22 protein-coding genes are annotated in these 24,121 nt (G+C 70.6%); 11 read left to right on the top strand and 11 right to left on the bottom strand.

Annotated features, from left to right (window positions below):
- The first annotated feature begins 133 nt into the window (after positions 1-133).
- On the top strand, positions 134-1,510 hold the full coding sequence (locus tag A4U64_RS22290) for an MFS transporter (protein ID WP_065923129.1): 1,377 nt from the start codon (positions 134-136) through the stop codon (positions 1,508-1,510).
- Between the two features lie 7 nt (positions 1,511-1,517).
- Here the strand turns inward: A4U64_RS22290 and A4U64_RS22295 are convergent, their stop codons facing one another.
- Positions 1,518-3,191 (bottom strand): PucR family transcriptional regulator, encoded by a 1,674-nt coding sequence (locus A4U64_RS22295; RefSeq protein WP_029547126.1) that lies wholly within the window; start codon positions 3,189-3,191, stop codon positions 1,518-1,520.
- A gap of 254 nt (positions 3,192-3,445) precedes the next feature.
- Between A4U64_RS22295 and A4U64_RS22300 the strand changes: the two genes are divergently transcribed.
- From A4U64_RS22300 to A4U64_RS22335, 8 genes are all read left to right on the top strand, one after another.
- Positions 3,446-3,895 carry a GlcG/HbpS family heme-binding protein gene (locus A4U64_RS22300; RefSeq protein WP_006943161.1) on the top strand — a complete coding sequence of 150 codons (450 nt, stop codon included), beginning with the start codon at positions 3,446-3,448 and terminating at the stop codon, positions 3,893-3,895.
- Positions 3,896-4,080: 185 nt separating this feature from the next.
- Positions 4,081-4,800, top strand: coding sequence for a TenA family transcriptional regulator (locus A4U64_RS22305; protein ID WP_006943160.1), 720 nt, complete (start codon positions 4,081-4,083; stop codon positions 4,798-4,800).
- Positions 4,801-4,883: 83 nt separating this feature from the next.
- A complete protein-coding gene (locus A4U64_RS22310; protein ID WP_006943159.1) occupies positions 4,884-5,267 on the top strand; it encodes a Rieske (2Fe-2S) protein in 384 nt (127 codons plus the stop codon).
- Positions 5,264-6,487: an NAD(P)/FAD-dependent oxidoreductase gene (locus A4U64_RS22315; protein ID WP_065923130.1), complete on the top strand. Its 1,224-nt coding sequence runs from the start codon at positions 5,264-5,266 to the stop codon at positions 6,485-6,487. Before A4U64_RS22310 ends, A4U64_RS22315 begins: the two co-directional genes overlap by 4 nt.
- Position 6,488: 1 nt before the next feature.
- Positions 6,489-7,943 carry an aldehyde dehydrogenase family protein gene (locus A4U64_RS22320; RefSeq protein ID WP_065923131.1) on the top strand — a complete coding sequence of 485 codons (1,455 nt, stop codon included), beginning with the start codon at positions 6,489-6,491 and terminating at the stop codon, positions 7,941-7,943.
- 42 nt (positions 7,944-7,985) lie between these two features.
- Entirely contained in the window at positions 7,986-8,342 is a 357-nt protein-coding gene (locus tag A4U64_RS22325) for a Rieske (2Fe-2S) protein (protein ID WP_006943156.1), read from the top strand.
- Positions 8,339-9,937, top strand: a complete 1,599-nt coding sequence (locus A4U64_RS22330; protein ID WP_065923132.1) for a gamma-glutamyltransferase family protein — start codon at positions 8,339-8,341, stop codon at positions 9,935-9,937. Before A4U64_RS22325 ends, A4U64_RS22330 begins: the two co-directional genes overlap by 4 nt.
- On the top strand, positions 9,927-10,397 hold the full coding sequence (locus A4U64_RS22335; protein ID WP_084648677.1) for a RidA family protein: 471 nt from the start codon (positions 9,927-9,929) through the stop codon (positions 10,395-10,397). The genes A4U64_RS22330 and A4U64_RS22335 overlap by 11 nt, the downstream gene beginning before the upstream one ends.
- A 10-nt stretch (positions 10,398-10,407) precedes the next feature.
- Here the strand turns inward: A4U64_RS22335 and A4U64_RS28605 are convergent, their stop codons facing one another.
- From A4U64_RS28605 to A4U64_RS22370, 8 genes are all read right to left on the bottom strand, one after another.
- Entirely contained in the window at positions 10,408-10,545 is a 138-nt protein-coding gene (locus tag A4U64_RS28605) for a hypothetical protein (protein WP_006943148.1), read from the bottom strand.
- An 89-nt stretch (positions 10,546-10,634) separates the two neighbouring features.
- Positions 10,635-11,852 carry a M50 family metallopeptidase gene (locus A4U64_RS22340; RefSeq protein ID WP_065923133.1) on the bottom strand — a complete coding sequence of 406 codons (1,218 nt, stop codon included), beginning with the start codon at positions 11,850-11,852 and terminating at the stop codon, positions 10,635-10,637.
- On the bottom strand, positions 11,849-12,535 hold the full coding sequence (locus tag A4U64_RS22345) for a cutinase family protein (RefSeq protein WP_006943145.1): 687 nt from the start codon (positions 12,533-12,535) through the stop codon (positions 11,849-11,851). The genes A4U64_RS22340 and A4U64_RS22345 overlap by 4 nt, the downstream gene beginning before the upstream one ends.
- Before the next feature lie 118 nt (positions 12,536-12,653).
- Positions 12,654-13,526 carry a polysaccharide deacetylase family protein gene (locus tag A4U64_RS22350; protein WP_006943143.1) on the bottom strand — a complete coding sequence of 291 codons (873 nt, stop codon included), beginning with the start codon at positions 13,524-13,526 and terminating at the stop codon, positions 12,654-12,656.
- Positions 13,523-14,014 carry a hypothetical protein gene (locus A4U64_RS22355; protein WP_050034461.1) on the bottom strand — a complete coding sequence of 164 codons (492 nt, stop codon included), beginning with the start codon at positions 14,012-14,014 and terminating at the stop codon, positions 13,523-13,525. The genes A4U64_RS22350 and A4U64_RS22355 overlap by 4 nt, the downstream gene beginning before the upstream one ends.
- A gap of 5 nt (positions 14,015-14,019) precedes the next feature.
- Entirely contained in the window at positions 14,020-15,966 is a 1,947-nt protein-coding gene (locus tag A4U64_RS22360; RefSeq protein WP_065923134.1) for a primary-amine oxidase, read from the bottom strand.
- On the bottom strand, positions 15,963-17,444 hold the full coding sequence (locus tag A4U64_RS22365; protein ID WP_029547120.1) for an APC family permease: 1,482 nt from the start codon (positions 17,442-17,444) through the stop codon (positions 15,963-15,965). Before A4U64_RS22365 ends, A4U64_RS22360 begins: the two co-directional genes overlap by 4 nt.
- 209 nt (positions 17,445-17,653) lie before the next feature.
- Positions 17,654-19,159 carry an aldehyde dehydrogenase family protein gene (locus tag A4U64_RS22370; RefSeq protein ID WP_006943134.1) on the bottom strand — a complete coding sequence of 502 codons (1,506 nt, stop codon included), beginning with the start codon at positions 19,157-19,159 and terminating at the stop codon, positions 17,654-17,656.
- Between the two features lie 410 nt (positions 19,160-19,569).
- Between A4U64_RS22370 and A4U64_RS22375 the strand changes: the two genes are divergently transcribed.
- Positions 19,570-21,027 carry an APC family permease gene (locus tag A4U64_RS22375; RefSeq protein ID WP_198163325.1) on the top strand — a complete coding sequence of 486 codons (1,458 nt, stop codon included), beginning with the start codon at positions 19,570-19,572 and terminating at the stop codon, positions 21,025-21,027.
- Entirely contained in the window at positions 21,024-21,779 is a 756-nt protein-coding gene (locus A4U64_RS22380; RefSeq protein WP_050034460.1) for an IclR family transcriptional regulator, read from the top strand. The genes A4U64_RS22375 and A4U64_RS22380 overlap by 4 nt, the downstream gene beginning before the upstream one ends.
- A 46-nt stretch (positions 21,780-21,825) precedes the next feature.
- Here A4U64_RS22380 and A4U64_RS22385 read toward each other — a convergent pair whose 3' ends face one another.
- Both A4U64_RS22385 and A4U64_RS22390 read right to left on the bottom strand, forming a co-directional pair.
- A complete protein-coding gene (locus A4U64_RS22385) occupies positions 21,826-22,539 on the bottom strand; it encodes a response regulator transcription factor (RefSeq protein ID WP_029547118.1) in 714 nt (237 codons plus the stop codon).
- 92 nt (positions 22,540-22,631) lie between these two features.
- On the bottom strand, positions 22,632-24,047 hold the full coding sequence (locus A4U64_RS22390; protein WP_065923136.1) for an amidase: 1,416 nt from the start codon (positions 24,045-24,047) through the stop codon (positions 22,632-22,634).
- Positions 24,048-24,121 lie beyond the last annotated feature (74 nt).

Consider the following 24,121-nt stretch of genomic DNA (forward strand, 5'->3'; position numbering starts at 1 on the left):
TTGGGCAGGGTGCACACTCCGGGCGCGTCCGCCTGTGCTGTTTACGAATTCGACGCCGATGCGGCGGTACCGGGCGCGGTGAGACAGTGAGGCCACGGCCCCCGCCGTATCGCTCGCGAGCCACAGGAGACAGATGACCACCCGTACTGCCGCGCCGACTCCGGCCCCGGCGCACGCCGATTCCGGAACCCCGCTCGCGCTGTCCGCCCTGCTGGCGGGAACCCTGGTCGGCACGATCAGCAACAACGTCGTGAATGTCCCGTTGGCGGAGATCCTGTCGGATTTCGGCACCTCGCTCGAGAGCGGGGTGCTCGTCGTCGCCGGTTTCCTGTTGACGTTCGCGGCGTCGATGCCGCTGGCCGGCTGGATCGGTGATCGCTTCGGCCGCCGGCGCGTGTACTGCGGCGCGCTCCTGGCGACGGCGGTGTGCTCGGCCGGCGCCGCGACGGCCCCCAACCTGGCGGTGCTCGTCGCGTGGCGCTCGCTGGGCGGTGTCGCCGCCGCCGCGTTCGCGCCCGCCGTGATGGGCCTGATCGCGTGGTTGTTCGGGCCCGAGCGGCGGGCGCGGGCCGTCGGGTCCTGGGCGGCGGTCAACGGTGCCGGTCAGGCCCTCGGACCGTCGATGGGCGGCCTGATCGCCGACCACTGGGGGTGGCGCTGGGTGTTCGTCCCGCTCGTGCCGGTGGCGCTGATCGGCTTCGCGGGGACCCTGCGCTGGATTCCCGCGTTCGAGGGCCGGCGCATGCGCCTCGACGGCCCGGGCGCGGCCGCGTTGACGCTCGGCGCGGCGGTGCTGGTGCTCGGGCTGACGCTGGTCCCGCAGCCCGGCGTGGCGCTGCCCGCCGCCCTCGCGCTGATCGGGGGCGCGGCCGTCGTGCTCGTGTGGTTCGTGCTGCACTGCCTGCGCACGCAGGTGCCGTTCGTCGACGTCCGCCTCGTGGCCGAACCGCGGTTCGCCCGCAGCGCGATCGCGGCGTTCGGTCAGATGTTCTGCCTCGGTGCGACCCTGCTCGCGGTGCCGCTGTACCTGACCGGCGCGGGGGTGTCCACAGCCCTGGCCGGGACGATCCTGTTCGCGCTGCCCGCCGTGATGGTCGTCCTGGCCCCGATCGTGGGCCGCACGACCGACAGGCTGGGCGCCCGGAGGGTGCTGCGGGCGGGGCTGGCGGTGCTGATCGTCGCCCAGTCGGCCCTGGCCGCCGTCCTGGCGACCGCGGCGACGAACCACTGGGCGGTCGTCGCGGTGCTCGCGGTCACCGGGGTGGGCAGCGCGCTCGTACAGACCCCGGCCGCGGCCGGGTCGACGCGCTCGCCCGCCGGAGCCCAGGGCACCGGGCTGGGGTTGTTCAACCTGATCCGTTTCGGCGGATCGGCGGTCGGCGCCGCGTGGGTGGCCATCGCGGTGGACTCGTGGTCGTACCCCGTGCTGTTCGTCGTGTGCGCCGTCGTCGTCGCGGCGGGGCTGGCCGCGTCCTTCCTCGGCCGCGACCCCGAACTGGCAGGCGTGTGAACGTTGTTCAGCGGTAGTTGATCTCGCGGTCCACGGCGGTGTGGACCTGGTCCAGCAGCTCGAGGCGGATCGCGAGCCACGCCGTGAACTGGTTCTCCGGCAGGCGCACGTCCATCGACAGCGCACGGGAGATGCGATCGAGCTTGGACAGCATCGTGTTTCGGTGCACGTTGAGCTCCCGCGCCGCGGCGTTGACGTTGCCACCCGCGCTCAGGTACGCGACGAGCGTGTCGTGCAGGTCGGTTCCGGCGCGGATCGGGCCGAGCACGTCGCGGACCAGGCGGCGGCTGCGGTCGGTCTCGGCGACGAGTTCGAGCACGCCGTAGCCGCGCAGGTCGCGGTAGGAGACGGCGCCGGACAAGCCCAGCCGCTGCCCGATTCCCAGGGCGACCCGGGCCTGACGGTAGCTCTCCCGGATCTCGTCCGCGCCGACGGCGGGCGCGCCGTGCGCGACCGGCACCGGCCGGCCGCGCCGGTCCTCCAGGTCCAGGGCCATGGCCTCGGCATACTTCTCGATCTCCGCCTCGACGTCGCGCCGGTCGCGCGACCGGAGCGAACGGACGACGACGAGGACGTCCCCGATCACGGTGACGTAGGACCGCACCGCCGGGTGCGGCAGCACGCTCGCCGCGTACCGCGCGAGCCGCAGCAGGCTCCCCGAGCCCTCGACGCCCGCACCCCCGGCGTCCGGGGCGTGCCCGGCCGCGACGAACACCGCGAACGTCGAGGTCAGATCGATGTCGTGATACCCGGCCCGCGCCTGCATGTCGTGCTGGCTGGTGAAGCTGCCGTGCACGAGCGCCTGCACGAAGTCCCCGCGGGCGCGTTCCTCCGCTTCGTCGACACTGCGCTGCCGCAACATCTCCGAGCCGATGATCGCCGTCGCCTGTTCGGTGACGACCGCGTGCTGAGCCAGTTCGTGCGGGCCCGGGCCGGGACCGGCGGCAAGCACCGCGACCCAGCCCTCGAACCGCTTGCCCAGGCGGATGGGGCTGGCGGTGCACGTCCAGCGTCCCGAATCGCCGGACAGCTCCACCACCCGGGTGTCGTGGCCGTGTCCGGATCCACTCGTGGTCTCCGCGCCCTGCCGTTCGGCCAGCGCCCGCGGAAGCCGGTCGGAGACGAGGTCCGTGGTCGCGGAGTCCAGGCCGTGGACCGCGACGACGTGCCCGCGCGCGTCGAGCGCGACGGCGGGATGGTGCGCGAGGGCCGAGACCTCGCGGAGGAGCAGGGTCATGCCCGCGCCCCGGTGCAGCAGCCCCGCCAGGGTGGTGTGGACGTGCGACGAGTAGCGCATCACGTGCACCTCCTGCGTCAGGGCACGCTCGGCCAGGAGGCGGTTGAGCGCCGCGAAGCCGATCGGGAAGCTCAGCTCGAGGACGACGAGTCCCGCAGGCAGCGGCGACTCCGCGGTCGTCGCGGGCAGCGAGCCGTCCACGACGAGGGCGGCGGCGCCGCGCGCGGCCAACGCCGCGACGGCGTGTACGTTGCCGGCGAGCGCCTCCGGACGGGCGTACACGGCGACGGCATCGAGGTCGTCGAATCGGCCCATGACCTCGCTGAACGGCAGTGCCCAGGTGAGGGCGCGGTCGAGGGCGGTGTGCCCGGACGCGATCCGCGCCCCGGTCATCAGCGACTCGTCGAGCAGACCCCGGACGGTCAGGCGCGGGCTCGGTTCCATGTCGACCTGCTTTCTGCGAGCGGGGCGCCGGCGCGAGGGACGACGTGCACCTTTTTCATCAAGTACCAGAGTCGAAGGTCCGCAGGCGATGTGCAACTTGTACACGAATTGTGTCGGGTACGGGTGATTCTGACCGTCCCTCCGTGGCCGCATCCCTGTTAGAAATAGCCCACTGGCGAAAACGCATCCACCGGCCGGACCCTCGCTTCCCGCTCCGCCAGGCCGGTACTCCCGCAGACCGAAAGTGGAGACCCATGCATCGAATTCATCGCATCACCCTCGACGACGCGCTCCCCCTCCTCGCTGCCGGCCGCGCGAAGGCGGAGGAGATCGGCGTCAAGCAGACCCTGTGCGTCTGCGACGAGAGCGCCAACGTCATCGCCCTGCACCGCCTCCCCGGTGCGCGGCTGACGGGTGTCGAGATCGCGATGGCCAAGGCGTTCACCGCGGCGGGCCACGAACGCGCCACGCACCTGTTCAACGAACCGCCCAACGGGCCGGCCCTGCCCGGCAACGAGGCCTTCGGCATCAGCCACATGCTGCCGGGCAAGTTCGCGATCTTCGTCGGCGGCTTCCCGCTGGTGTTCGACGGCCAGATCGTCGGCGCCGTCGGCATCAGCGGCGGAAACGGCGAGCAGGACAAGGCCGTCGGCGCGGCGATGCTCGCGGAGTTCGAGGCGATCACCGCGTCGGTGGCGCACTGACTGTGCACTTCGACCCCCGCCGGCGCCGCATTCCGGTCAGTGTGGCCGTGGCCGCACCCCGACGCCGGCACTAGTTTCGAAACCGACCGGAACAGGCTTTCACTCAGCCGATTTCGATCGTTCTCCGCAACGTCGCGGATCAACCCCAGCCCGACCGCACGACACAGCGTGAAAGGGAAACCACCATGACCGAACTGCTCGGACGCGACGAGTTCCGCGCCGCACTCGAGAACGCGATCAAGGGCCGCGAGGCCAAGGACGCCTCGTTCAGCAAGGCCTGGGCCGAGGGCAAGCTCGAGAAGCACCACTTCGCCCGGTGGGCCGAGAACCACTACCACTACGTGGGCCCGTTCGCGGACTACCTCGCGAACATCTACTCCAACACGCCCGACACGTTCACCGACGCCAAGGACTTCACCCTGCAGAACATGTACGAGGAGGAGCTGGCCGACATCCGGCACACCGACCTGCTCATCAAGTTCGCCGAGGCGTGCGGCACCACCCGCGAGCGCGTCGAGGATCCGAACAACATGAACGCCGTCACCCGCGGCCTGCAGGCGTGGTGCTACGCGGTCTCGCAGCGCGAGCACTTCGTGGTCGCCACCGCGGCCCTGGTCGTCGGTCTCGAGTCGCAGGTGCCGAGCATCTACAAGAAGCAGATCGTGCCGCTGCGCGAGGTGTACGGGTTCACCGAGGACGAGATCGAGTTCTTCGACCTGCACATCACCTCGGATGTCGTCCACGGCGAACGCGGGTACCAGATCGTGCTGGACTGCGCCGACACCCCGCAGTTGCAGCAGCGCTGCCTGCAGCTCGTGCGCTGGGGCGCGGAGATGCGTTTCTCGTACACCAAGGGCCTGTACGACACGTACGTCGCTCCCGACCTCGAGCTGGCTCCGGCCTGACCGACGTGACCGGACCGCGGGAGGGTCCACCGCTCGGCCCTCCCGCACCGGTCCCGGCGGCCATCCCCGATCGAAGGAGAATCATGTCCACCGACGCCGCCTCGGCCCCGCCCGGGTCGACCCGCGACAGGGTCGCCGTCGCCACCGTCAAGGAGCTGACCCGCCGGCGCAAGCTGCGCGTCGAGGTCGACGGCGTCGGCATCGCGTTGTTCCACGCGAACGACCGGGTGTACGCGTTCGCCGACCTGTGCATCCACCAGGACCGCTCGCTCGCCAAGGGCACCCTGTTGCACGGGCGGGTCATCTGCCCCGGCCACCAGTGGCGGTTCGACCTCGAAACCGGCTACGAGGAGGACCAGGATCTCTGCCAGCCGACCTATCCCGTGACCGTCGAGGGCGACACCGTCTATCTCGATCCGGCCCCGCGCCGAGTCGTTCCCGGCTCGCAAGAGGAGAGTTCGTCATGACCGTACGCACCGTTGTCACCGTCGGCGCCGGCCAGGTCGCCGCGGTCGCCGCACGCACGTTGCGCCGCCGCGGATTCGACGGCCGCATCGTCCTGCTCGGCGACGAACCGCACGCGCCCTACCAGCGGCCGCCACTGTCGAAGGAGTTCCTCGCCGGCCGGGAACCCGTCGCCTCCCTTTCCCTGCTCACACCGAAGTGGCTGGCCGACAACGATATCGACATCCGGACCGGTGTCACGGTACGGCGCGTCGACACCGCCTCGCGCAGCGTGGAATTCGACGGTGGGTCCGTCGCCGCCGACGCGGTGATCCTCGCGACCGGGGGACGCCCGCGCACGATCCCCACCTCCGGGACGCGCCCCGATCTCGTGCACTACCTGCGGACGCTCGACGACGCCGTCGCCCTCGCCCCGCGGCTGACCCCCGGTGCGCGCCTGGTCGTCGTCGGCGGCGGATTCGTCGGCCTCGAGATCGCCGCAACGGCACGCGGTCTCGGTGTCGACGTGGTCGTCCTCGAATACGCCGACGCCCTGCTGGGTTCCGTCCTGGGCGCCACGGTCGGCGGGTTCTGCGCCGACCTGCACCGCCGCAACGGCGTCGATCTGCGCACCGGCGTCGGCGTGGACTCCGTCGCGACCTCCGAGGCCGGGGTGCGGGTCCGCACCACGACCGGCGACACGATCGAGGCCGACGTGGTCGTGGTCGGCATCGGCATCACGCCGAACGTCGACGTGGCCGCCGCGAGCGGACTCGCCACCGACAACGGCATCGTCGTCGACGCCGTGGGCCGCACCGCCGTACCCGGAATCCACGCCGCCGGCGACGTCGCGAACCGCTTCTCCGACCGCGCCGGCCGCCGAGTCCGGGTGGAGCACTTCGACAACGCCAACCGGCAGGCCGCGGTCGTCGCGGACACGATCGTCGGTCGCACCTCGCTCGCCGACGACGCCCACTGGTTCTGGTCGGACCAGTACGACACGAACATCCAGTTCACCGGAACACCTTCCGGGACGACGGAACTCGTCGTGCGCGGCGACGCCCGCTCGGGTGAGTTCACCGTCTTCTATCTCGCCGGCGACGTGCTCACCGCGGCGTTCGCCATGGACCGCGGCGAGGACATCATGGCCGCCCGCGAACTCGTCGGCCGGACGGTCGGCGCGCACCAGCTCGCCGACGCGGACGTGGACCTGTGGGAACTGGGCGAACAGGTGGTGAGCTGAGGTGGCCGTGACAGGACTGAACTTCATCGACGGTGCGTGGGTGCCGGCCGTCTCCGGCGCCACCTTCGAACGACGCAACCCCGCCGATTCCACCGACCTGATCGGAACGTTCCCCGATTCCGACGCCACCGACGTGCGCATCGCCGTCGACGCACTCGACAAGGCGGCCCCCGAATGGGCCGCCACCCCACCGGAGCGCCGGGCCGCCGTCCTGGAGGCCGCCGCCCGGCACCTCGAGGAGCGACGGGAATCGCTCGTCGGGGAACTGGTCCGCGAGGAGGGCAAGACGCGCGCCGAGGCCACCGTCGAGGTGAGCCGCACCCCCATGAACCTGCGCTTCTACGCGGGCGAGGCGCTGCGCGCGACCGGCGCGACGTACCCGGCCGCCGGCCGCACCATGATCTACACCGTCCGCGAACCCATCGGCATCGTCGGGGCCATCACCCCCTGGAACTTTCCGCTGAACATCCCGTCCCGCAAGCTCGGGCCGGCGCTCGCCGCGGGAGATCCGGTGCTGTTCAAGCCGTCCGAGATCACCCCGCTCATGGGGCAGCGGCTGGTCGAGGCGCTGCTCGCCGGCGGACTGCCCCCGGCGGCGATCGCGCTGGTGCAGGGCGGCGGGCGGGCCGGGGCCGCGGTGGTCGCCGACGAACGCGTCGCGGCCGTCACCTTCACCGGATCGACGGAGGTGGGCCGGGCCATCCATCGTGGCGTCGGCCCGGACCGGCGGGTACAGCTCGAGATGGGCGGCAAGAACCCCGTCGTCGTCCTCGCCGACGCCGACCTCGACGCCGCCGCCGCGTTGATCGTCAAGGGCGCTTTCGGGCTCTCCGGACAGGCCTGCACCGGCACCAGCCGGGTCGTCGCGATCGACGACATCCACGACGCCCTGCTCGAGCGGGTCGTCGCCCGCGCCGAGGCCCTCACCGTCGGACCGGGCCTGCGGGCGGGGGCGTCGATGGGTCCGCTCGCCAGCCGCGGCCAGCTGGACAAGTTCCTCGAGTACGTCGCCGTCGGGCAGGACGAAGGGGCCCGTCTGGTGTGCGGCGGAACCCGCTGCGACGACAACGGTTTCGGAGACGGGTTCTTCGTGCGCCCGACGGTGTTCGCCGACACCGCGCCGGGCATGCGCATCCTGACCGAGGAGATCTTCGGTCCGGTGCTGGCGTTCCAGCGGGCGTCGTCGTTCGACGAGGCCGTCACGTTGGCCAACGACACGGCGTTCGGCCTGAGCGCGGCGATCGTCACGCGCGATCTCGACCGGGTCGGGCAGTTCGTCGCCCGTTCCCGCACCGGCCTGGTCAAGGTGAACCAGCCGACGAACGGCATGGCGATGAACGCTCCGTTCGGTGGGTACAAGGCGTCGAGCACCCAGACGTTCAAGGAACAGGCCGGGCCGACGCTGATGCAGTTCTACCAATCCGAGAAGACCGTCTACATCGACCCCGTCGCCTGACCGCCCGCGGTCGGAGCAGATCCCAATGCCTGGAGGATGACCATGGAGTTCAAGAGAGTGGCCCGTTCCGGGCAGGTGCCGGAGGGCATCGTCCGCCGCTTCTACGCCGGCGACTACGAGTTCGCGATCTCGCGGCTGGACGGGAAGGCCTACGCGACATCCAACTACTGCTCACACCTGGACTGCCTGCTCTCGTCCGGCAAGCTCGTGCAGGATGGAATCGGATGCTCTTGCCACGGAAGCGCTTTCGATCTCGCAACCGGTGAACCCATCTGCCCTCCCGCCACGGAGCCGATCAGGACCTATCCCGTCGAGGAGCGCGGCGGCGAGATCTTCGTCGGCATCGATCCCGCCGAGCCGCCGGAGGGCCCGCGCCGGCGCCGGCTCCGGCAGGCATGACAGCGCGGCGGGTCCGTCCGGCGACGTTGTCGACCGGCGGCATGGTGTCCTCGAGCCACCCGCTGGCCGGCCAGGCCGGGGCGCGGGTGCTCGCCGACGGCGGCAACGCGGTCGACGCCGCGCTGGCGATGGCCGCGACCACGTGGCTGACCCTGCCCGGCCAGTGTGGCCTCGGCGGGGACGCATTCGCCGTGGTGCGGGAACCGGACGGCACAGTCTGGACGGTCGGGGGGAGCGGTTACGGCCCCGACGGCGGCACACCGGACTTCTACCGGGACCGCGGGCTGGCCGCGATCCCGCTGGACGGCGCCCTCGCGGTGGCCGTGCCGGGCGCTCCGGCCGCGCTCGCGGCGCTGCACCGGCGCGGCGCCACCCGCAGCCTTGCCGAGCTGTGGGAACCGGCCGCGCGCCTCGCCGAGCACGGGTTGCCCTGCTCGGCCAAGACCCGCGACGACGTGCGGTCGGCGCTGGACGCCGTCCGCACCGATCCCGGGCTGGCCTCCGTGTACGTCGACGGCGGTCTCGTACCGCTCGTCGGTGACCGGCTGCCGCAACCCGACCTGGCGCGCACCATCCGTGAACTCGCGCACGACCCGGCGTCGTTCTACACCGGGTCGCTCGCCGAGCGGTGCGTCGCCGCGCTGCGCGACGCGGGCGCCCCGTTCTCGGGAGACGAATGGGTCGCAACCGGGACGGTGACGCCGGAGCAGGCGCTGTCCGGCCGGTACGCCGGCGCGGTGATCCATCAGACCCCACTGCCGACCCCCGGGTGGATGGTGTTGCACCAGGCGGCGCTGTGCGAGGGCGTCGTCGGGTTCTCCCCGCTCCTGAGCGCGGCGGCGATCGACCGCATGGCCCGGGCCGCGCGGACGGCGTTCGAGGACCGGCTGCGCTGGTGCGGCGCCGACAACGACGGTGCCGCGCGCATCCTCGATCCCGGCCACATCCGCGCCGGCCGCGACCGGCTGTCGGCGACCGCGCCCGCCGGAGCGTTCACGGTGGCCGGCGGAGACACCACCTCGCTGGTGACGGTCGACCGGGACGGACGCGCGGTGAGCTTCATCCATTCGCTGGCGTTCACCTTCGGGGCCAAGTTCACCGTGCCCGGCACGGGGATCGTCCTGAACAACCGGCTGGGGCGGGGCGCGTATCTGATCGACGGGCATCCGAACGAGGTGCGGCCCCGCCGCAAGCCGCTGCACACCCTCAATGCCTGGATCGTCACGGACGCGGCGGGAGCGCTGCTCCACGTCGGCAACACCCCCGGCGGGGACGGGCAGGTGCAATGGAACATGCAGCTGCTCTCGCACCTCCTCGACCACGGGCTCGATCCGCAGGAGGCGGTGTCGGCGCCCCGGTTCACGGTGTTCCCCGGCTCCGACGCGAACGTGCTCGGCGACCCCGCCGAGCTGCGCATCGAGGCCGACGTCCCGCCCGAGGTCCGCACCGCCCTGTCCGAGATGGGGCACGACGTGCGCACCCTCGAACCGCTCGGCGCCGAGGGCAGCGCCCAGATCATCTCTCTCGATCCCCGCGGCGTGCTCAGCGGCGGCAGCGATCCCCGTCAGGAAGGAGTGGCTCTCGGTGTCGAATGAACAGGCGATCGGCCGGGCAGCGCTCGGCGCGCAGCCGCCGCGGCCGCGCGGCCGCTACGTACCCGCGGTGCTGTCCGGCTCGACCGTCCACACGGCGGGGATGACCCCGCGCCGTGACGGCCGGCTGACCGTCACCGGCCGCGTCGGCGGCGAAGTGGACCCGGCCGTCGCCCGGGAGGCGGCGGGCCTCGCGGCCGGCAACGCCCTGGCCGCGGTCCGTTCGGTGCTGCCGCCGGGTGCGATGTTCCGGTGCGTCGAGATGGTGGTGTACATCGCGTGTGCCGACGGCTTCACCGAGCTCTCGGCGGTCGCCGACGGCGCATCGGAGGTCGTCGAACGCGCGCTGGGCCCGGCGTCACTGCCCGCCCGCAGCGCGATCGGGGTCTATCTGCTTCCCGGCAACGCGCCGGTCGAGGTGGCCGTCACCGCGCACGTCGCGGACGGACCCGGCGCGCACTGACGACCGCGGATCAGACCAGGGCCGGCCCGATCACGGCCAGCGCGACGAGCGCGATCAGCGCGGACAGGCCCGCTATGGTCGCGCCTCCGACCGGCGACTCGACGTCTCCGAACAACGGTTCGTCCTCGTCCCAACACCACCGCGGCATCACTCCATGGAAGCGGTTCGCCCCCGCATGCGCAACGGGGCGAGACCGATTCGGTCGAATTGCGGGAAGTTCCACGAAGTTTGCCGGGATCAGGCCGGACGAACCGGGGCGACGATGTCCGCCGCGAGGGTGAGCAGCATGAAGGCCCCGCCGACGACGACGAACGCGTACGTCACCGGCAGCAGCTTCACGAAGTCGACCGGCGCTCCGCCGGGCCGGCCCAGCCGGGCGCGCACCCGGTTCCGCAGACCCTCGTAGATCGCCACGGCCATGTGCCCGCCGTCGAGAGGGAGCAGCGGCAGCAGATTGAACAGGCCGACGAAGAGGTTCAGGCTCACCAGCAGCAGTACGAACGACTCCCAGGCGCCCCGCTCGACGGCCCGGCCCCCGAGCGATCCGGCCCCCACCACGCTGATCGGGGTGTCCGCGTCGCGTTCGCCGCCGGTCACCGACCGCCACAGCGACGCCGCCTTCGTCGGCATGTCCACCACCGTGCGCGCCGTGAGCGCGGCGAGGTCGCCGGTGAATGCGAGGGCGGCGGGCACCGCGGTCACCACGTCGTACCGCACGGGACCGGCGGGCGGGCGCGCGGATACTCCGATCGCACCGACGGCCGTCGAGCGCTCGTCCCCCGTCCGAGGGTCGACCACCCATCGCTGCACCTGCTCGGTCGCGACGGGCAGCACCAGCCGGCGGCCGTGCCGTTCGATCGTCAGTTCGACGACTCCTGCGCTGTCCCAGATCTTTCCGACCAGGTCGCCGAACCGGGTGACGCCCTCGCCGTCGACGGCGAGGATCGCGTCGCCGGGGAGTATCCCCGCGGCCCCGGCCGGTCCCGGGCCGTCGCACGCGGCGAGGCCGTATCCCGGGCCGGGCCGCTGCGACGACGGGACGCATCCGACGGACTCGACGACCACCTTCGGATGCAGCTCCGGCAGCCCCCACCCGACGGCGAGCACGAAGACGAGGACCCCGGCGAGCAGGAAGTTCATGCCGATGCCGCCGGACATCACGACCAGCCGCTTCCAGGTCTTCTGCCGATACAGGGCGCGGTCGTACTCGTCGGGGGTCAGTTCGTCGAGCGCGGTCGTGCCGGCGATCTCGCAGAACCCGCCCACCGGGATCAGTCCCAGCCCGTAGTCGGTCTCACCGCGCCGGACGGAGAAGAGCATCGGGCCACGCCCGAGGGAGAAGCGACGCACCTTCATCCCGAGACGCCGCGCCGCCCACAGGTGGCCCGCCTCGTGCAGGGCGACGGACACCGCGACCCCCAGCGCGAAGAGCACGACGCCCAGCGCGAACGTCACGGGTGATACGTCGCGTGCTCGCGGATGTACCCGGTGACGTTGCCCTCCGGGTCGCAGATCATGTCGCCCTCGAGGCACTCGGTGGTGACCGGGATGTGCCGCAACTCGCCCGCCGGCTGGGGCAGCGTGATGCCGGGGACGAGCGGGCCGGCGTACTGCGCGGGCCGGCCCTGCGCCGGGTCGGCGATCAGGTGCACCCGCACCCGGTCCTGCAGGTCGGTGCCGTCGTCGTGCACGGGCGCCGCCGCGTCGATCTCCATCGCGACCCTGCGCACGACGATCGCTCCCTGCGAGTACCCGTACAGCTCGTAGCGCGTGCGCGGCCCGCAGGCGGCCTCGGTCCGGCCGATCTCCGCCCAGAGATTCTGCACGCCGATCTGCACCGACTGGTCCATGAACGTGTCCCAGCCGAACACCCCGGCGACCATGCCCGCCGGATACCGCACGTGCCGCACCGCGAAGTCGGGGCTGTTGCGGTACTGATCCGTGTAGGAGTTGAGCGGGCTCTCGGGATCGATCGAATCCGGCGTTTCGGGGCCCTTCGTGCCGTCGACGGCGAGCACCACGGTCGGCGCACAGTACGAGGCCGGGGACGGGTCGGCATGGGCGATCGAGACGGCACCGAGCATCGAGCCGATGGTCAGCGCGCCGACGATCGCGACCCGGACAGCGGAAAGGATCATCGAAACCGTCCTTCAGCCATGGGATCCACCCCAACGATTCCCGACCGCGTTCATAAGTAAGCACAGTGATCGTGAAGTCCGCAAATCGAACACGCGGATGCGGTGCAACTCGGGGGGCCTAGCGGACGACATCGGCCAGATCCACGAAACCGTAACCCCGCGTCCGCAGACCGTCGATGATCGCCGGCAGCGCATCGGCGTCCAGGGTCGTGCCGTCGTCGGGGTTCGCGCCCACGTGCATCAGAACGATCTGGCCGGGCGCGGCCGCGGCGAGGACCCGCTCGGTCACCGCCGCGGCGTCGAGACCACCGCTCGTGCCTTTCCAGCCGAGCGAATCCACGGTCCAGCGCACGGGCACGTAGCCGGCACCGTTGACGACGCGGATGTCGGCGTCGGTGCGAGCACCGAAGGGAAACCGGAACAACGGCACGGCCGGGCGACCCGTCAGTGCCGTGATCGCGTTCTCGGCCGCCGCGAGGTCGGCCCTGATCTGCTCGTCGGTCAGATCCGGATAGGAGGGGTGGGTGTTGCTGTGGTTTCCCACCGCGTGCCCGGCGGCGGCGACGGCGCGGACCCGGTCCGGATACGTCCGCGCGAAATCACCGGTGACGAAGAACGTCGCCGGGACGGCGTAGCGGGCGAGCGTGGCGAGAATGCGGGAGACCGCGGTGTCGGAGGCTCCACCGTCGAAGGTCAACGCCACCACCTTCTCCTCGGTGGGAATCCGTTCGAGGTCGATGCCGCGCAGGGCGGCAGGTACACCGGCCGGAGGCACCGGCGTCGGCTCCGGACCGGACGGCGGAACGGGGACGGTCGCGGAGGGCCCCGGAGCCGGGGACGGGGGCCCGGGCGGCGTGGTCGCCGGTTCCGACGTCGGACTGCTCGTCGCGGTGGCTTCGGGCGGCTCGTCGGGCGGGCCGGAACCACAGGCCGTCACGACCAGGATCGACGCCGCGACGACGAGCGATCCGCGCCGGAACCGGATGTTCATGTGGACAGTGTGCCGCTCCACCTCGGCCGCGCCGCTGCGGTCGCCGGGTCCATCCCCCGCCGGGTGCGGTGGAACACGACGCTCACGGCAAGGAGGACCTCCGCGGCCGCGACCGCCAGCGCGGCCGCCATGAGAGGGGGAATCGAGGCGCCCGCCGCTGCACCGGCGACCGGAGGCACAGCGTGCCCGTGGTGGCCGCCCGCGGCCCGGCCCGGGCTCATGGTGGTCAGGTGCACCATGATCATCGCGACGTTCATGACGGTGACCAGGATCCAGTCCCGCTGGTCTCCGCGCATCCACAGGTGACGGGCGCAGTAGAGGCATCCGGCGACCATGACGAGGGTCAGGGCCGCCGACCCGGGCGACGGGGTGTGCTCCGCGAGCGAGCCGGCGTGCAGGACGGCCGCCGACACGGCGAGGGCGGCGGCCGCCCGGCCGCACCACGTGGTGGTGGTGCGGCGGGCGGCTTCCGGAACCGTGGTGGACATGCCCGTCAGTCCGTGCAGCAGTGCTTCGACGTGCCGGCCGGAACGTCGAGGGCCGGGTTCCGGTCGAAGAACCCGACCGGCTTCAGCGTGAACCCGGCGTAGTCGACGGGCATCACGGGCCAGTCCTCCGGGCGCGGGAAGTGGGTGAGCCCGAAGGTGTGCCACAGCACCAGGTCCTCGCCCTCGATGTTCCGGTTGCCGGCGACGAATGTCGGCAGTCCCGCCTGTCCCGGATGCTGGTTGACGAAGTCACCGGCCGGATAACGCTGCGCCGGGTCGTACCGCGTGACCCACAGATGCTTGGTGGCGAACGCGGCGCGGGCGGCGATGGAACTCGACGGATCCGCCAGCAGCACGGGCTGACCTTCCGGGTGCAGTGCGTATCCGACGTTCCGCCCGAGCCGGTTCTGCTTGGTCGGGTTGGTGATGTGCCAGACCCTCGCCTTGGTATTGTCGGCCAGCCTCTGCCCGTCGGCCTCCGTGGTGAGGGTGGTCTTGCGGCAGCGGAACGCGTTACCCCACGGGTTGTCCGGTCCCATCGGTTCGGGCACGGCGTCGACCTCCTCGACCGTGTTGACGTTGCCGTCGACCGCCATGTCCAGGCGGGCGGAGAAGAGGTGCTGGTGGAACGGCGCACCGAGCCCGGGCGCCATCTCGGTGGCGAACCCGTCCTCGCCGCGGTAGGCGGAGGTGAAGACGATGCCGGTGGCCTTGGCTTCGAGTTCGATGGTGCCGTCCAGGTAGAGGTACCAGTAGAAGCCGTAGTCGTAGTTGCCGATGGTGAGGAAGAAGGAGATCACGAGCCGGCGCGACCGACGGGTCTCGGTCATGCCGTTGAACATGTCCGTATGCTTCCAGAGGACGCCGTAGTCCTCCTCGTGGAGGCAGATCGCGTTCTTCATCACCCGCGGGTCGCCCTTCTCGTCGGCGATGGTGACGTCGAAGTACCGGATCTCGCCGAGGCAGTCGCACCCGAGTTCCAGCGAGTTGGTGTAGCGGCCGAACAGGTATTCGCCCTGGTCGAAGTAGTTCTGCCAGTACCGCACCGGCGACGGGTCGGCGTAGGGCACGACCATCTCGGCGATGGATGCGCGGTAGATCACCGGCCGCTGCACGCCGTCGTCGGAGAACGACAACTGGTGCAGGGTCAGGCCCTCGCGTACGTCGAACCCGAACCGGAACGTCCAGTCCGCCCAGGTGATCCGATTGCCCTCGACCGAGAAGCTGGGCCCCTCGGGTTGGGTGATCTCGATCGGCTTGAGGTCGGTGCGGGCCGGCCTCGCATGCGGAGCGGCGTCCCATTCGCCGCGTTCGGCCGGCACGGGAAGAGTGATCTCGTCGACGACCTTCACCACGCGCTGCTCGGTGAGGTCGACGTAGGCGACCACCCCGTCGATCGGATGTGCCCAGGGCAGGTCGGCCTCGTCCTCCTGGTGGAACGCGAGCACGCGGACGATCCGGTGCCCCACCTCGTCCTCGTGCCCGAACACCCCGGCCGACAGCGGAACCGCGCGCACCTTCTCCGGATCGATGCCGCGCGCAGCCATCGCCGCAATCCAGTCGAAGCTGGACAGGAGGAACGATTCGATGTCCTCGAACTCCTCGTCGAGGATCGGGACATGCCCCTCGGTGGCGGCGTCGACGGCGACGGTGCTGAGGATCCTGCGTTCGGTGACGGACACGACGTGATCGGAGCCCTTCCCGGTCGCACGGTCGAGGAGAAGGACACGGGCACGGCGCTCGATGTGCTCCCCCGGCCTGAACGCCAGGACCGTCGACTTGTGCGGTTCCTCGAGCCCGACGTAGACGAACCGGACGTGCTCGGTTACCAGCCCCGCCGCCGATACCGTTTCCTTGACGGCGGTGATCTCGTCGGCGGTCAGAGGGGTGAGGGGGTGGTCCGGTGCGGGCGTCGATGCCGCTTCGGTGAACTTCGTGGTGGCAGTGCTCATCGGGCGATCTCCTTGTCGATCTCGGTTTCGGTCGTGGCGGCGGGCGCGACGCCGCCGGAATGGTGGTGATGTCGTGCAGCGTCGGGGCGGAGAACGGCCACGGCCGTTCCGCCCGCGAACGCCCCGGCGAGAAGCACGCCGACGACGGCGGCGAGGGTGCCGGATCCGCCCACGAGCAGCGGCAGGTTCGCGATCGTCATCGCGAGCAGAGCGCTCAGCCCCGCGAGACCCAGCACCGGTGCGATCAGCGTGGGCCACGGCCGGGTGTCGGCCCGGGATCGCCGGAAGAAGACGAGGACGGCGATCGACGTCAGCGCCATCAGGGCGAGCACGCCGACGGACGCGACACCGGCGAACCAGGCGAAGACCTCGGTGACGGGATCGAGTCCGCCGACGGCCGAGGCCACGACGAGAACCAGGGCCGAGACCGTCTGCACGACCGAGGCCACGTAGGGCGAGGCATGGCGTACGTGCGAGCGGCCGCATCGCGCCGGCAGTGCCGCGCTGTTGCCGAGCGAGAAGATGTAGCGCGCGAGCACGTTGTGGAAGGACAGCAGTGCCGCGAAGAGACTGGTGACGAGGAGCACCTGCACGACATCCCCCGCCGCCGCTCCCACGTAGCGGGTCGCGGTCTCGATGATCATGCCCTCCGGGTTCTCGGTGGCCAGGACGACGGCGCCCTCGTCGCCCCACGCGCTGACCAGCGCCCAGCTCGACAGCGCATAGAAGCCACCGATGACCACCAGGGCGAGATAGGTGGCCCGCGGAATGGTCCGGGCCGGATCGCGCACCTCGTCGCGGAAGACCGCGGTCGCCTCGAAGCCGATGTAGCCGGCGACAGCGAAGATCAGGGCGATTCCCGGTGCGCCCGAGAAGAACTCGGAGGGGCGTAGCGCGGCGGTGGAAAGACCCTCCGCTCCGCCGCGGGCGATCACCGCTGCATCGATCACCAGTACGATGCCGACCTCGCAGAGCAGCAGGACCCCGAGGACCTTTCCGGACAGGTCGATGTGGCGGTAGCCGAGAATCGCGACCGCCGCCAGAACGATCAGAGCCCAGAGATACCAGGGCAACTCGGGACCGCCGTGCGAGGTCACGAAGTCGCCGAGGGCCGCGCCGAGGTATCCGTAGACGGCACCCTGGACCGCGGTGTAGGACAGCAGCGCCAGGAAGGCGGAACCCAGTCCGACGTGCCGGCCGAGTCCGTGGGTGACGAAGGTGTAGAACGCCCCCGCCCCGGGCACGTGCTTCGCCATCGCGGTGAAGCCGACGGCGAAGAAGAGCAGGACCACCGTGCAGACGATGTACGAGGCGGGGTACGCGGCCCCGTTTCCGGCGGAGATACCGAGTGGGACCGTGCCGGCGATCACGGTCAGCGGGGCCGCGGCCGCGACCACCATGAAGACGACGGCGCCGGGGCCGAGGCTTCCGGACAACCGGTGGGTGGGGGGTTCGTGTGCGCGAGCGTTGAGGGTCATCGGTGCTTCGACTTTCGGGAGAGGGAGTGCGCCGGCGATGTCGGTGCCGACCGCCGGAAGAAGCGTGCGCCCGGACGTTGTCGGTGCGGTCACCGCGGCGTCACGGTTCGTCGACGGCAAACGAGAAGGGCGGGGGGCCGGGTTCTCGTTCGGCCCGGCAGGGGTACGGACGGCGGTGCCCACACAGTGCCGGGCACCGCCCCGACCGGTCACAGTGCGATGTTGACCGACTTGGTCTGGGTGTACTCCGCCAGGGCCCCCTCACCGAGTTCCCGCCCCCAGCCCGACTGCTTGTATCCCCCGAAGGGCAGTGCGGTGTCGAACGCGTTGTGGCAGTTGATCCAGACCGTGCCCGCCTTGATCTCGGCGGCGACCTCGTGGGCCCGGGAGACGTCCCGCGTCCAGACGCTCGCCGCGAGCCCGTAGGGGGTGTCGTTGGCGGCGGCACGAACTCCCTCCTCCCGGTTGAAGGGCACCGCGACGGCGACCGGGCCGAAGATCTCCTCCCGGTACACACCGAAGTCGCTGCGCACGTCGACGAGGAGCGTCGGCTCGACGTAGAAGCCACTGTCGCCGTGGCGCTTTCCTCCGGTCAGGGCACGAGCCCCGTCCTCGAGGCCGGCGCGGAGGTAACCGGTCACCTTGCCGAGTTGCTCCTCGGAGATCAGCGGGCCGATATCGCTGGCGGGATCGAGTCCTGGACCGATCTTCTGCGACCGGGCGAATTCCGCTACGCCCTGGGTGAATTCGTCGAAGATGCGATCCTCCACCAGCAACCGCGTCCCGGCGGTGCACGCCTGGCCGTGGTTGAACAGGAATCCGCCGGCGACACCGGGGATCGCGGCCTCGAGGTCGGCGTCCGCGAAGACGACCTGGGGGCTCTTGCCGCCGAGTTCGAGCGAGACCTTCTTCAGGTTCCCGGCGGCGGCGCCCACGATCTTCTTGCCGACCTCGGTCGAGCCGGTGAAGGCGACCTTGTCGACGTCGTGATGGGCCGACAGGGCCGCACCCGCGTCCCCGAAGCCCGTGACCACGTTGACGACGCCGTCGGGCACCCCGGCCTCGGCGGCGACCTCGGCGAGCAGCAGGGCGGTGAGCGGGGTCTGCTCCGCAGGCTTGAGCACCAGCGTGTTCGCGCACGCCAGCGCAGGGGCGAGCTTGAAGGCGGCCATCACCAGCGGAAAGTTCCACGGCACGATCTGGGCGCACACCCCCACCGGCTCGCGGCTGGTGAACGCGTGGAAACGTGCGCCCGGAGCCCACGGAACCGACACCGGGACGGTGCGGCCCTCGATCTTGGTCGCCCAACCGGCGTAGTAGAAGAAGATCTCGGCCGCCCAGGTGACGTCGACCGCCTTCGCGACGACCACCGACTTGCCGTTGTCCAGGGACTCGAGCTGGGCGAACTGGTCCGCCCGGGCCAGGATGCCCTCGCCGATCCGCCACAGGATGCGCTGGCGCTCGGCCGGGGTCAGGCGCCGCCACGGCCCCTCCTCGAACGCCCGGCGGGCAGCGGCGACGGCCCGGTCGACGTCCTCGGCGCCGCCGTGCGGCACCGTGGTCAGCACCTGCCCGGTGGCGGGGTCGACCGTGTCGAACCGCCGGCCCGAGGCCGACTCGACCCACCGGCCGCCGATCAGCATCTGCTTCGGCGACGAGAGGAAGTCGACCACCTCCGGAAGCAGGCCGGTGGCGGATTGCGCAACTGCAGTCATGATGTCTCCGACTCGTGAGAGATAGCGAAAAAGACTCGGGTACAGTCGTTTCGACGCAGAACCGCCGGTTTCCGTCGCTGTGACCCGAACCCACGATAACCACACGATGTGGCGGGAGTCACCCCCGATTCCGGATGGAAATTACGCGCTGTCCGATTCTCATTCGACTGCGGCCCAGACCGTTTCCCGATTCTCGTTCGACTTCTCGACCGCAGCCCAGGTGACGGCCGCACGAGCACCGCCGGCCCCGCCCGATCGGGCGCCGGACGGCCCGTCGTTCTCATTCGAGTGACCGAAAATTGATGTGCGATCGGTGCAGCGCACTGCGTGCCTGCGCTACCGTGCACCCCACGGGATCGTCCGGCGGCAGACGCTCGACGTCCCCTGGCGAGTGTGGAAGCAGGTGCAAGGTGTCCGGTACACCACAGATCCGAAGTAGTTCGCCGGTGGCCGGCCTCGAGCGCGGACGCCTCACGTTCTTCGAGGTGCTCGCACAGTCCGTCTCGGCCGTCGCCCCGTCCGCGGTGATGGTCACCCTGCCGGCTCTCGTCATCCCCGAAGCCGGGCGGGCGGCGATCCCGGTGTTCGTCGCGGCGGCCGTCCTGATGGCTGCCGTCGGATACTGCATCGGGCAGTTCGCCACCCGCATGGTCGCGGTCAGCGGCTTATACAGCTACACGGTGAAGGGTCTCGGCCCCCGCCTCGGCTTCGCCGGGGGATGGTCGCTGCTGATCGGCTACGCGGCCGCCGCCATGGCCAGCACGGTGGGGGCAGCGAGCTATCTGGCGTCGCTGCTCGAACGGATCGGGTTGCCGGCCGGAGCGGCGACGAGTGCAGTGCTCGTCGGCGTCGTCGGCGCCGTCGCGCTGCTGCTGATGGTCCGCGGCGTCCAGCTCTCCGCCCGCATCATGCTGGGCGTCGAGGCGTTCGCCATCGTCGCCGCATCGGTCGTCCTGGTGATCGCGTTCGCCGTGTCCGTCCGGGACGGCGACCCGCCCTCGGCGCCGACCGGAACCGGTTCGGAATCCGCGATCGGCTTCGCGCTCCTGCTGGCGATCACCTCGTTCGTCGGCTTCGAGAGCGCCGGAACGGTGGCACGTGAAGCCCACAGCCCGCTGATCAGCGTGCCGCGCGCGATCAGGTGGACGCCGGTCGTGCTCGCGGCGCTCTACGTGTTCGCCGCGACGATGCAGCTGCCGGAGTCCGCCAGGGAAGGAGTCGGTTCGCTCCGGATCGTGCTCACCCTCCCGAACACCGCCGGGAGCGGCTCGGCGGTGCTGTCGGTCCTGATGGAACTCGGAATCACCGCGTCGTGGTTCGCGTGCGTCATGGGCTCCACCACCGCGCTGTCGCGCACCCTGTTCGCGATGGGCCGCGAGGGCGTCGCCCCGGCGGTCGTCGGCCGTGCCCACGCCCGGTTCCACACGCCGCACGTCGCCCTGGCCGTCGCGATGCCTGTCGTCGTTGTCGTGCCCGTCGTCTTTCTGGCGGCGACCGGCTCGAACCGCGACGTCCTGATCGGGCTGCTGGCCCTCTCGGCGCACGGGTACGTCCTCGCCTACATCCTCCTCTGCGTCGCTACGCCCGCGTTCCTGCGCCGGATCGGTGAGCTGACCCGTCTGCCGCTGGTCATCGGCGCGCTCACCGCCACGTGCCTGGTGGCGCTGATCGTGTGGGCGGCTGCGTCGGGGATCTACGTGGCGGGCGCAATGACCGCCGTGTACGCGGTCCTGATGCTCCTCGGAGGCGCGCTGCTCGCGGTCCGGGTGCGGCGCGCCCCGGACGTCGCGGACCGGATAGGCGTCTACGACGAGACCGTCGCCGCCGATCTGCTCGGCCGGCACCGCCCCTGGCAGGTGCGGCGGTGAGCCCCGTGGACGGAACCCTGTCGGGGCGGCAGCCGAAAGCGGTGATCAGCGCCCTGCGTGTCCTCGAGGAAGTCGCCCGGGCCGGGGCCGGGGTCACCGCCAAGGACATCGCCGCACACCTCTCCCTGCCGCCGGCGACCACCTATCGGCTCCTGAACCTGCTCGCCGGAGAAGGCTACGTCGTCCGGCTACCCGATCTGTCCGGCTTCGCACTCGGGCGCAAGATCGGCATACTGGTCGACGCGGCCGTCGTCCCCACCGTCTGCACAGCCGCACGTAACCTTCTCACCGAACTTCGGCTGACCGTCCGCTTCGGCGTCCACCTGTTCTACTACACCGACACGGCGCTCCGCCTTGCCGACGCCGACCCCGAATATCCACCCCGCGCCGACGAGGCCCTCCTCAATCGGCACCTCCAGGCGAGCGCCGTCGGCAAGCTGCTGCTCGCCGAGAAGATCGACCTCGACACCGTCCTCCCCCGGTGGGAACCCCATGCCCTCACCGGCCGCACGATCGTCGTGCGCAGCGACCTGCTCCGTCACCTCGGGGAGATCCGCGACCGGGGCTTCGCCACCCAGTTCGGCGAACTGCGCGACGACTCCGCGTGCCTCGCCGTTCCCGTCCGCTCCGCCACCGGCACCCTCGTCGCGGGCCTGGTCCTGTCCGGCAGCATCGACCACCAGCACCTGCTGCTGCGCCACCTCGACTCACTCCGAGAGCACGCGCAGCAACTCGTGCCCCTGCTGACCTGAACGGGACGTCCATATCGGGATCCCGCCGCCGGCCCGGAGCGGGCTGCTACGTGGGCTGCGCCCACGGATCCCGATTCGACACCAGACCGAGCCGGACCGCGCGCACCACCGCACCGACCCGGTTGGGGGCCTTCAATTTGCGCAGCAGATGCTCCACATGAGTGTTGACCGTGCTGCGCGACAGCTGCATTCGCTGCGCGATCTCGCGGTTGGACAGGCCGGCGATCACCAGTTCGAGAACTTCGTGTTCTCGTGGGGTGAGGGCCACCTCTTCCTGCTGCGTGAGCGTGTCCACCGACCAGGCGGCGTACTCCCGGGCATCGCTCAGCGTCGTCTTGACCCCGTGGGGAACCGAATCGCGCGCCACACTGACGTGCAGAGCCCCCACCGCCACGCCGGTGGGGGACGTCAGAACGACGGAGGTGCCTTCGGAGAATCCGGCAGGGACGAACACTTCGCGCACCGAGTAGGTCTGACGATACGACGGGATGTCCCGCCAGGTCAGTATCGCGGAGGGCTCGGCCCGAACCGCCTGCATGCCCGGATCCTTGTCGACGAAATCGGTGACGAGGTAGTCCAGGGTCCGGTCGTCGTAGCCACGGCTGGCCACCACCGCGTGCCGACCGCCCGCCACGCGTGTCACGGCAGCCGCCGCGCAGTCGAGCTGATCGGTCATGTACCGGGTGAGTCCGGCCATGCGGTCGACGGCGTTCTCTCCCAGCAACACCGAGACCAGTCCACTGAACACGGGTACGACCATTGCTCGACGATAGTCGAACCCCGTGTCCAGCGGAGCCGAATCCTGTTACCGGGCAGATATTTTCCCTCTCGTGTGCCCGTTTCCCCGCCCGGTCACAGTTCCGGGATGCGGTCCGCCCAGGGGCGAGCGCGTTCGAAGTTCGCCGCTGCGCGCAGTACCGCAGCGTCGGCGTGGAGCCGTCCCGCGATCTGCAGTCCGACCGGACGTCCGTCCGACGTGAATCCGGCCGGGACGGTGACGGCCGGGGTCGTCAGCATGTTGTACGGATAGGTCATCAGCCAGCCGAGCAGCTGGGTGCGCAGAGCCGCGCCCGCCAGCCGGCCGGGAGCGAACTGTCCCAGCGGATGGGCCGCTTCACACAGCGTGGGCGAGACCAGCAGGTCGTAGTCCTGCATGAACGACGAGAACGTATCCCACATCCGGCCACGGAACAGGTCCGCCCGCCCGACATCGACACCTGTGAGACGCTCTCCTTCACGCATCAATTCGACGAGATTGTCGTCGACCTGGCCCTGCCACTCGTCCCAGTCGATCATGTCGTGTTCGGCCGCGAAACCGGGAACCCAGATGCCGTGCCACATCGCTTCTTCCGGGTCTCCCCAGCCGGGCGTCGCCTCCTCGACCCGGGCACCGAGGTCCTCGAACGCCCGAACGGCCTGCGCGCAGATCGCCGCCACCTCCGGATCGACCTCTGCGAAGCCGAGATCCGGTGACCAGGCGATACGCCACCCGGCGATGTCCTTCTTCGTCTCGGCGACGTAGTCGGTGTCCGAGGCCGGCAGACTGAGCGGATCGGATTCGTCGGGTCCGGCGACGACACCGAGCATGAGGGCATTGTCTTCGACCGTGCGGGTGATCGGACCGTGGTAGGCCCAATGGTAGAAGCGACCACCCAGAATGGTCTGCGGCACCCGCCCGGTCGAGGGCTTGAGCCCGACCACGCCACAGAGCGACGCAGGAATGCGCACCGACCCCGCCCCGTCGCTGCCTTCGGCCAGCGGGCCGAGACCGGCCGCGACGGCGGCGGCGGCTCCGCCGCTGGAACCTCCCGCGCTGTATCCGCGCTTCCACGGATTGTGGGTAGGACCGAACAGGTGGTTGTCCGTGCCGCCGTAATACCCGCTCTCCGGTGTGTTGGTCTTGCCCAGGTAGAGACCGCCTGCGGCCTTCAGCCGCCGAACGATCACCGCGTCGTGCTCGGCGATGTTGTCCTTCATCGGCACCATGCCGAACGTCAGGGGCCGGCCCGCCACGGCCGTCAGATCCTTGATCGTGAACGGCACTCCGTGCAGAGGTCCGACGGACTCGCCGCCGACCAGTTTCGCATCCAGTGCGCGCGCGTCCGCCAGGACCTGTTCGCGATCGAAGTCGACGATCGCGTTGATCGCCGGGTTGACGTTGTCCACGCGCCGCACGAAGTGCGCCGCGACTTCGCTCGCGCTGATCTGTCCTCGGCGAACGTCGGTCGCGAGTTCGGCTGCACTGAGCCAGGAAAGGGTATCGGTCATGGTTGTCTCCGTGAATCGCGGGGTTCCGGTTGAGGTGGCTCGACCATAGGAACCCGGCGATCACGCCGACAATC

This window comes from Rhodococcus sp. WB1, from assembly GCF_001700945.1.
Classification (GTDB): domain Bacteria; phylum Actinomycetota; class Actinomycetes; order Mycobacteriales; family Mycobacteriaceae; genus Rhodococcus; species Rhodococcus aetherivorans.

Coding starts and splice junctions, on each gene's coding strand:
- A4U64_RS22290 (WP_065923129.1), top strand. CDS start 134: ATGACCACCCGTACTGCCGCGCCGACTCCGGCCCCGGCGCACGCCGAT.
- A4U64_RS22295 (WP_029547126.1), bottom strand. CDS start 3,191: ATGGAACCGAGCCCGCGCCTGACCGTCCGGGGTCTGCTCGACGAGTCG.
- A4U64_RS22300 (WP_006943161.1), top strand. CDS start 3,446: ATGCATCGAATTCATCGCATCACCCTCGACGACGCGCTCCCCCTCCTC.
- A4U64_RS22305 (WP_006943160.1), top strand. CDS start 4,081: ATGACCGAACTGCTCGGACGCGACGAGTTCCGCGCCGCACTCGAGAAC.
- A4U64_RS22310 (WP_006943159.1), top strand. CDS start 4,884: ATGTCCACCGACGCCGCCTCGGCCCCGCCCGGGTCGACCCGCGACAGG.
- A4U64_RS22315 (WP_065923130.1), top strand. CDS start 5,264: ATGACCGTACGCACCGTTGTCACCGTCGGCGCCGGCCAGGTCGCCGCG.
- A4U64_RS22325 (WP_006943156.1), top strand. CDS start 7,986: ATGGAGTTCAAGAGAGTGGCCCGTTCCGGGCAGGTGCCGGAGGGCATC.
- A4U64_RS22330 (WP_065923132.1), top strand. CDS start 8,339: ATGACAGCGCGGCGGGTCCGTCCGGCGACGTTGTCGACCGGCGGCATG.
- A4U64_RS28605 (WP_006943148.1), bottom strand. CDS start 10,545: ATGCCGCGGTGGTGTTGGGACGAGGACGAACCGTTGTTCGGAGACGTC.
- A4U64_RS22345 (WP_006943145.1), bottom strand. CDS start 12,535: ATGATCCTTTCCGCTGTCCGGGTCGCGATCGTCGGCGCGCTGACCATC.
- A4U64_RS22350 (WP_006943143.1), bottom strand. CDS start 13,526: ATGAACATCCGGTTCCGGCGCGGATCGCTCGTCGTCGCGGCGTCGATC.
- A4U64_RS22355 (WP_050034461.1), bottom strand. CDS start 14,014: ATGTCCACCACGGTTCCGGAAGCCGCCCGCCGCACCACCACCACGTGG.
- A4U64_RS22360 (WP_065923134.1), bottom strand. CDS start 15,966: ATGAGCACTGCCACCACGAAGTTCACCGAAGCGGCATCGACGCCCGCA.
- A4U64_RS22365 (WP_029547120.1), bottom strand. CDS start 17,444: ATGACCCTCAACGCTCGCGCACACGAACCCCCCACCCACCGGTTGTCC.
- A4U64_RS22370 (WP_006943134.1), bottom strand. CDS start 19,159: ATGACTGCAGTTGCGCAATCCGCCACCGGCCTGCTTCCGGAGGTGGTC.
- A4U64_RS22385 (WP_029547118.1), bottom strand. CDS start 22,539: ATGGTCGTACCCGTGTTCAGTGGACTGGTCTCGGTGTTGCTGGGAGAG.
- A4U64_RS22390 (WP_065923136.1), bottom strand. CDS start 24,047: ATGACCGATACCCTTTCCTGGCTCAGTGCAGCCGAACTCGCGACCGAC.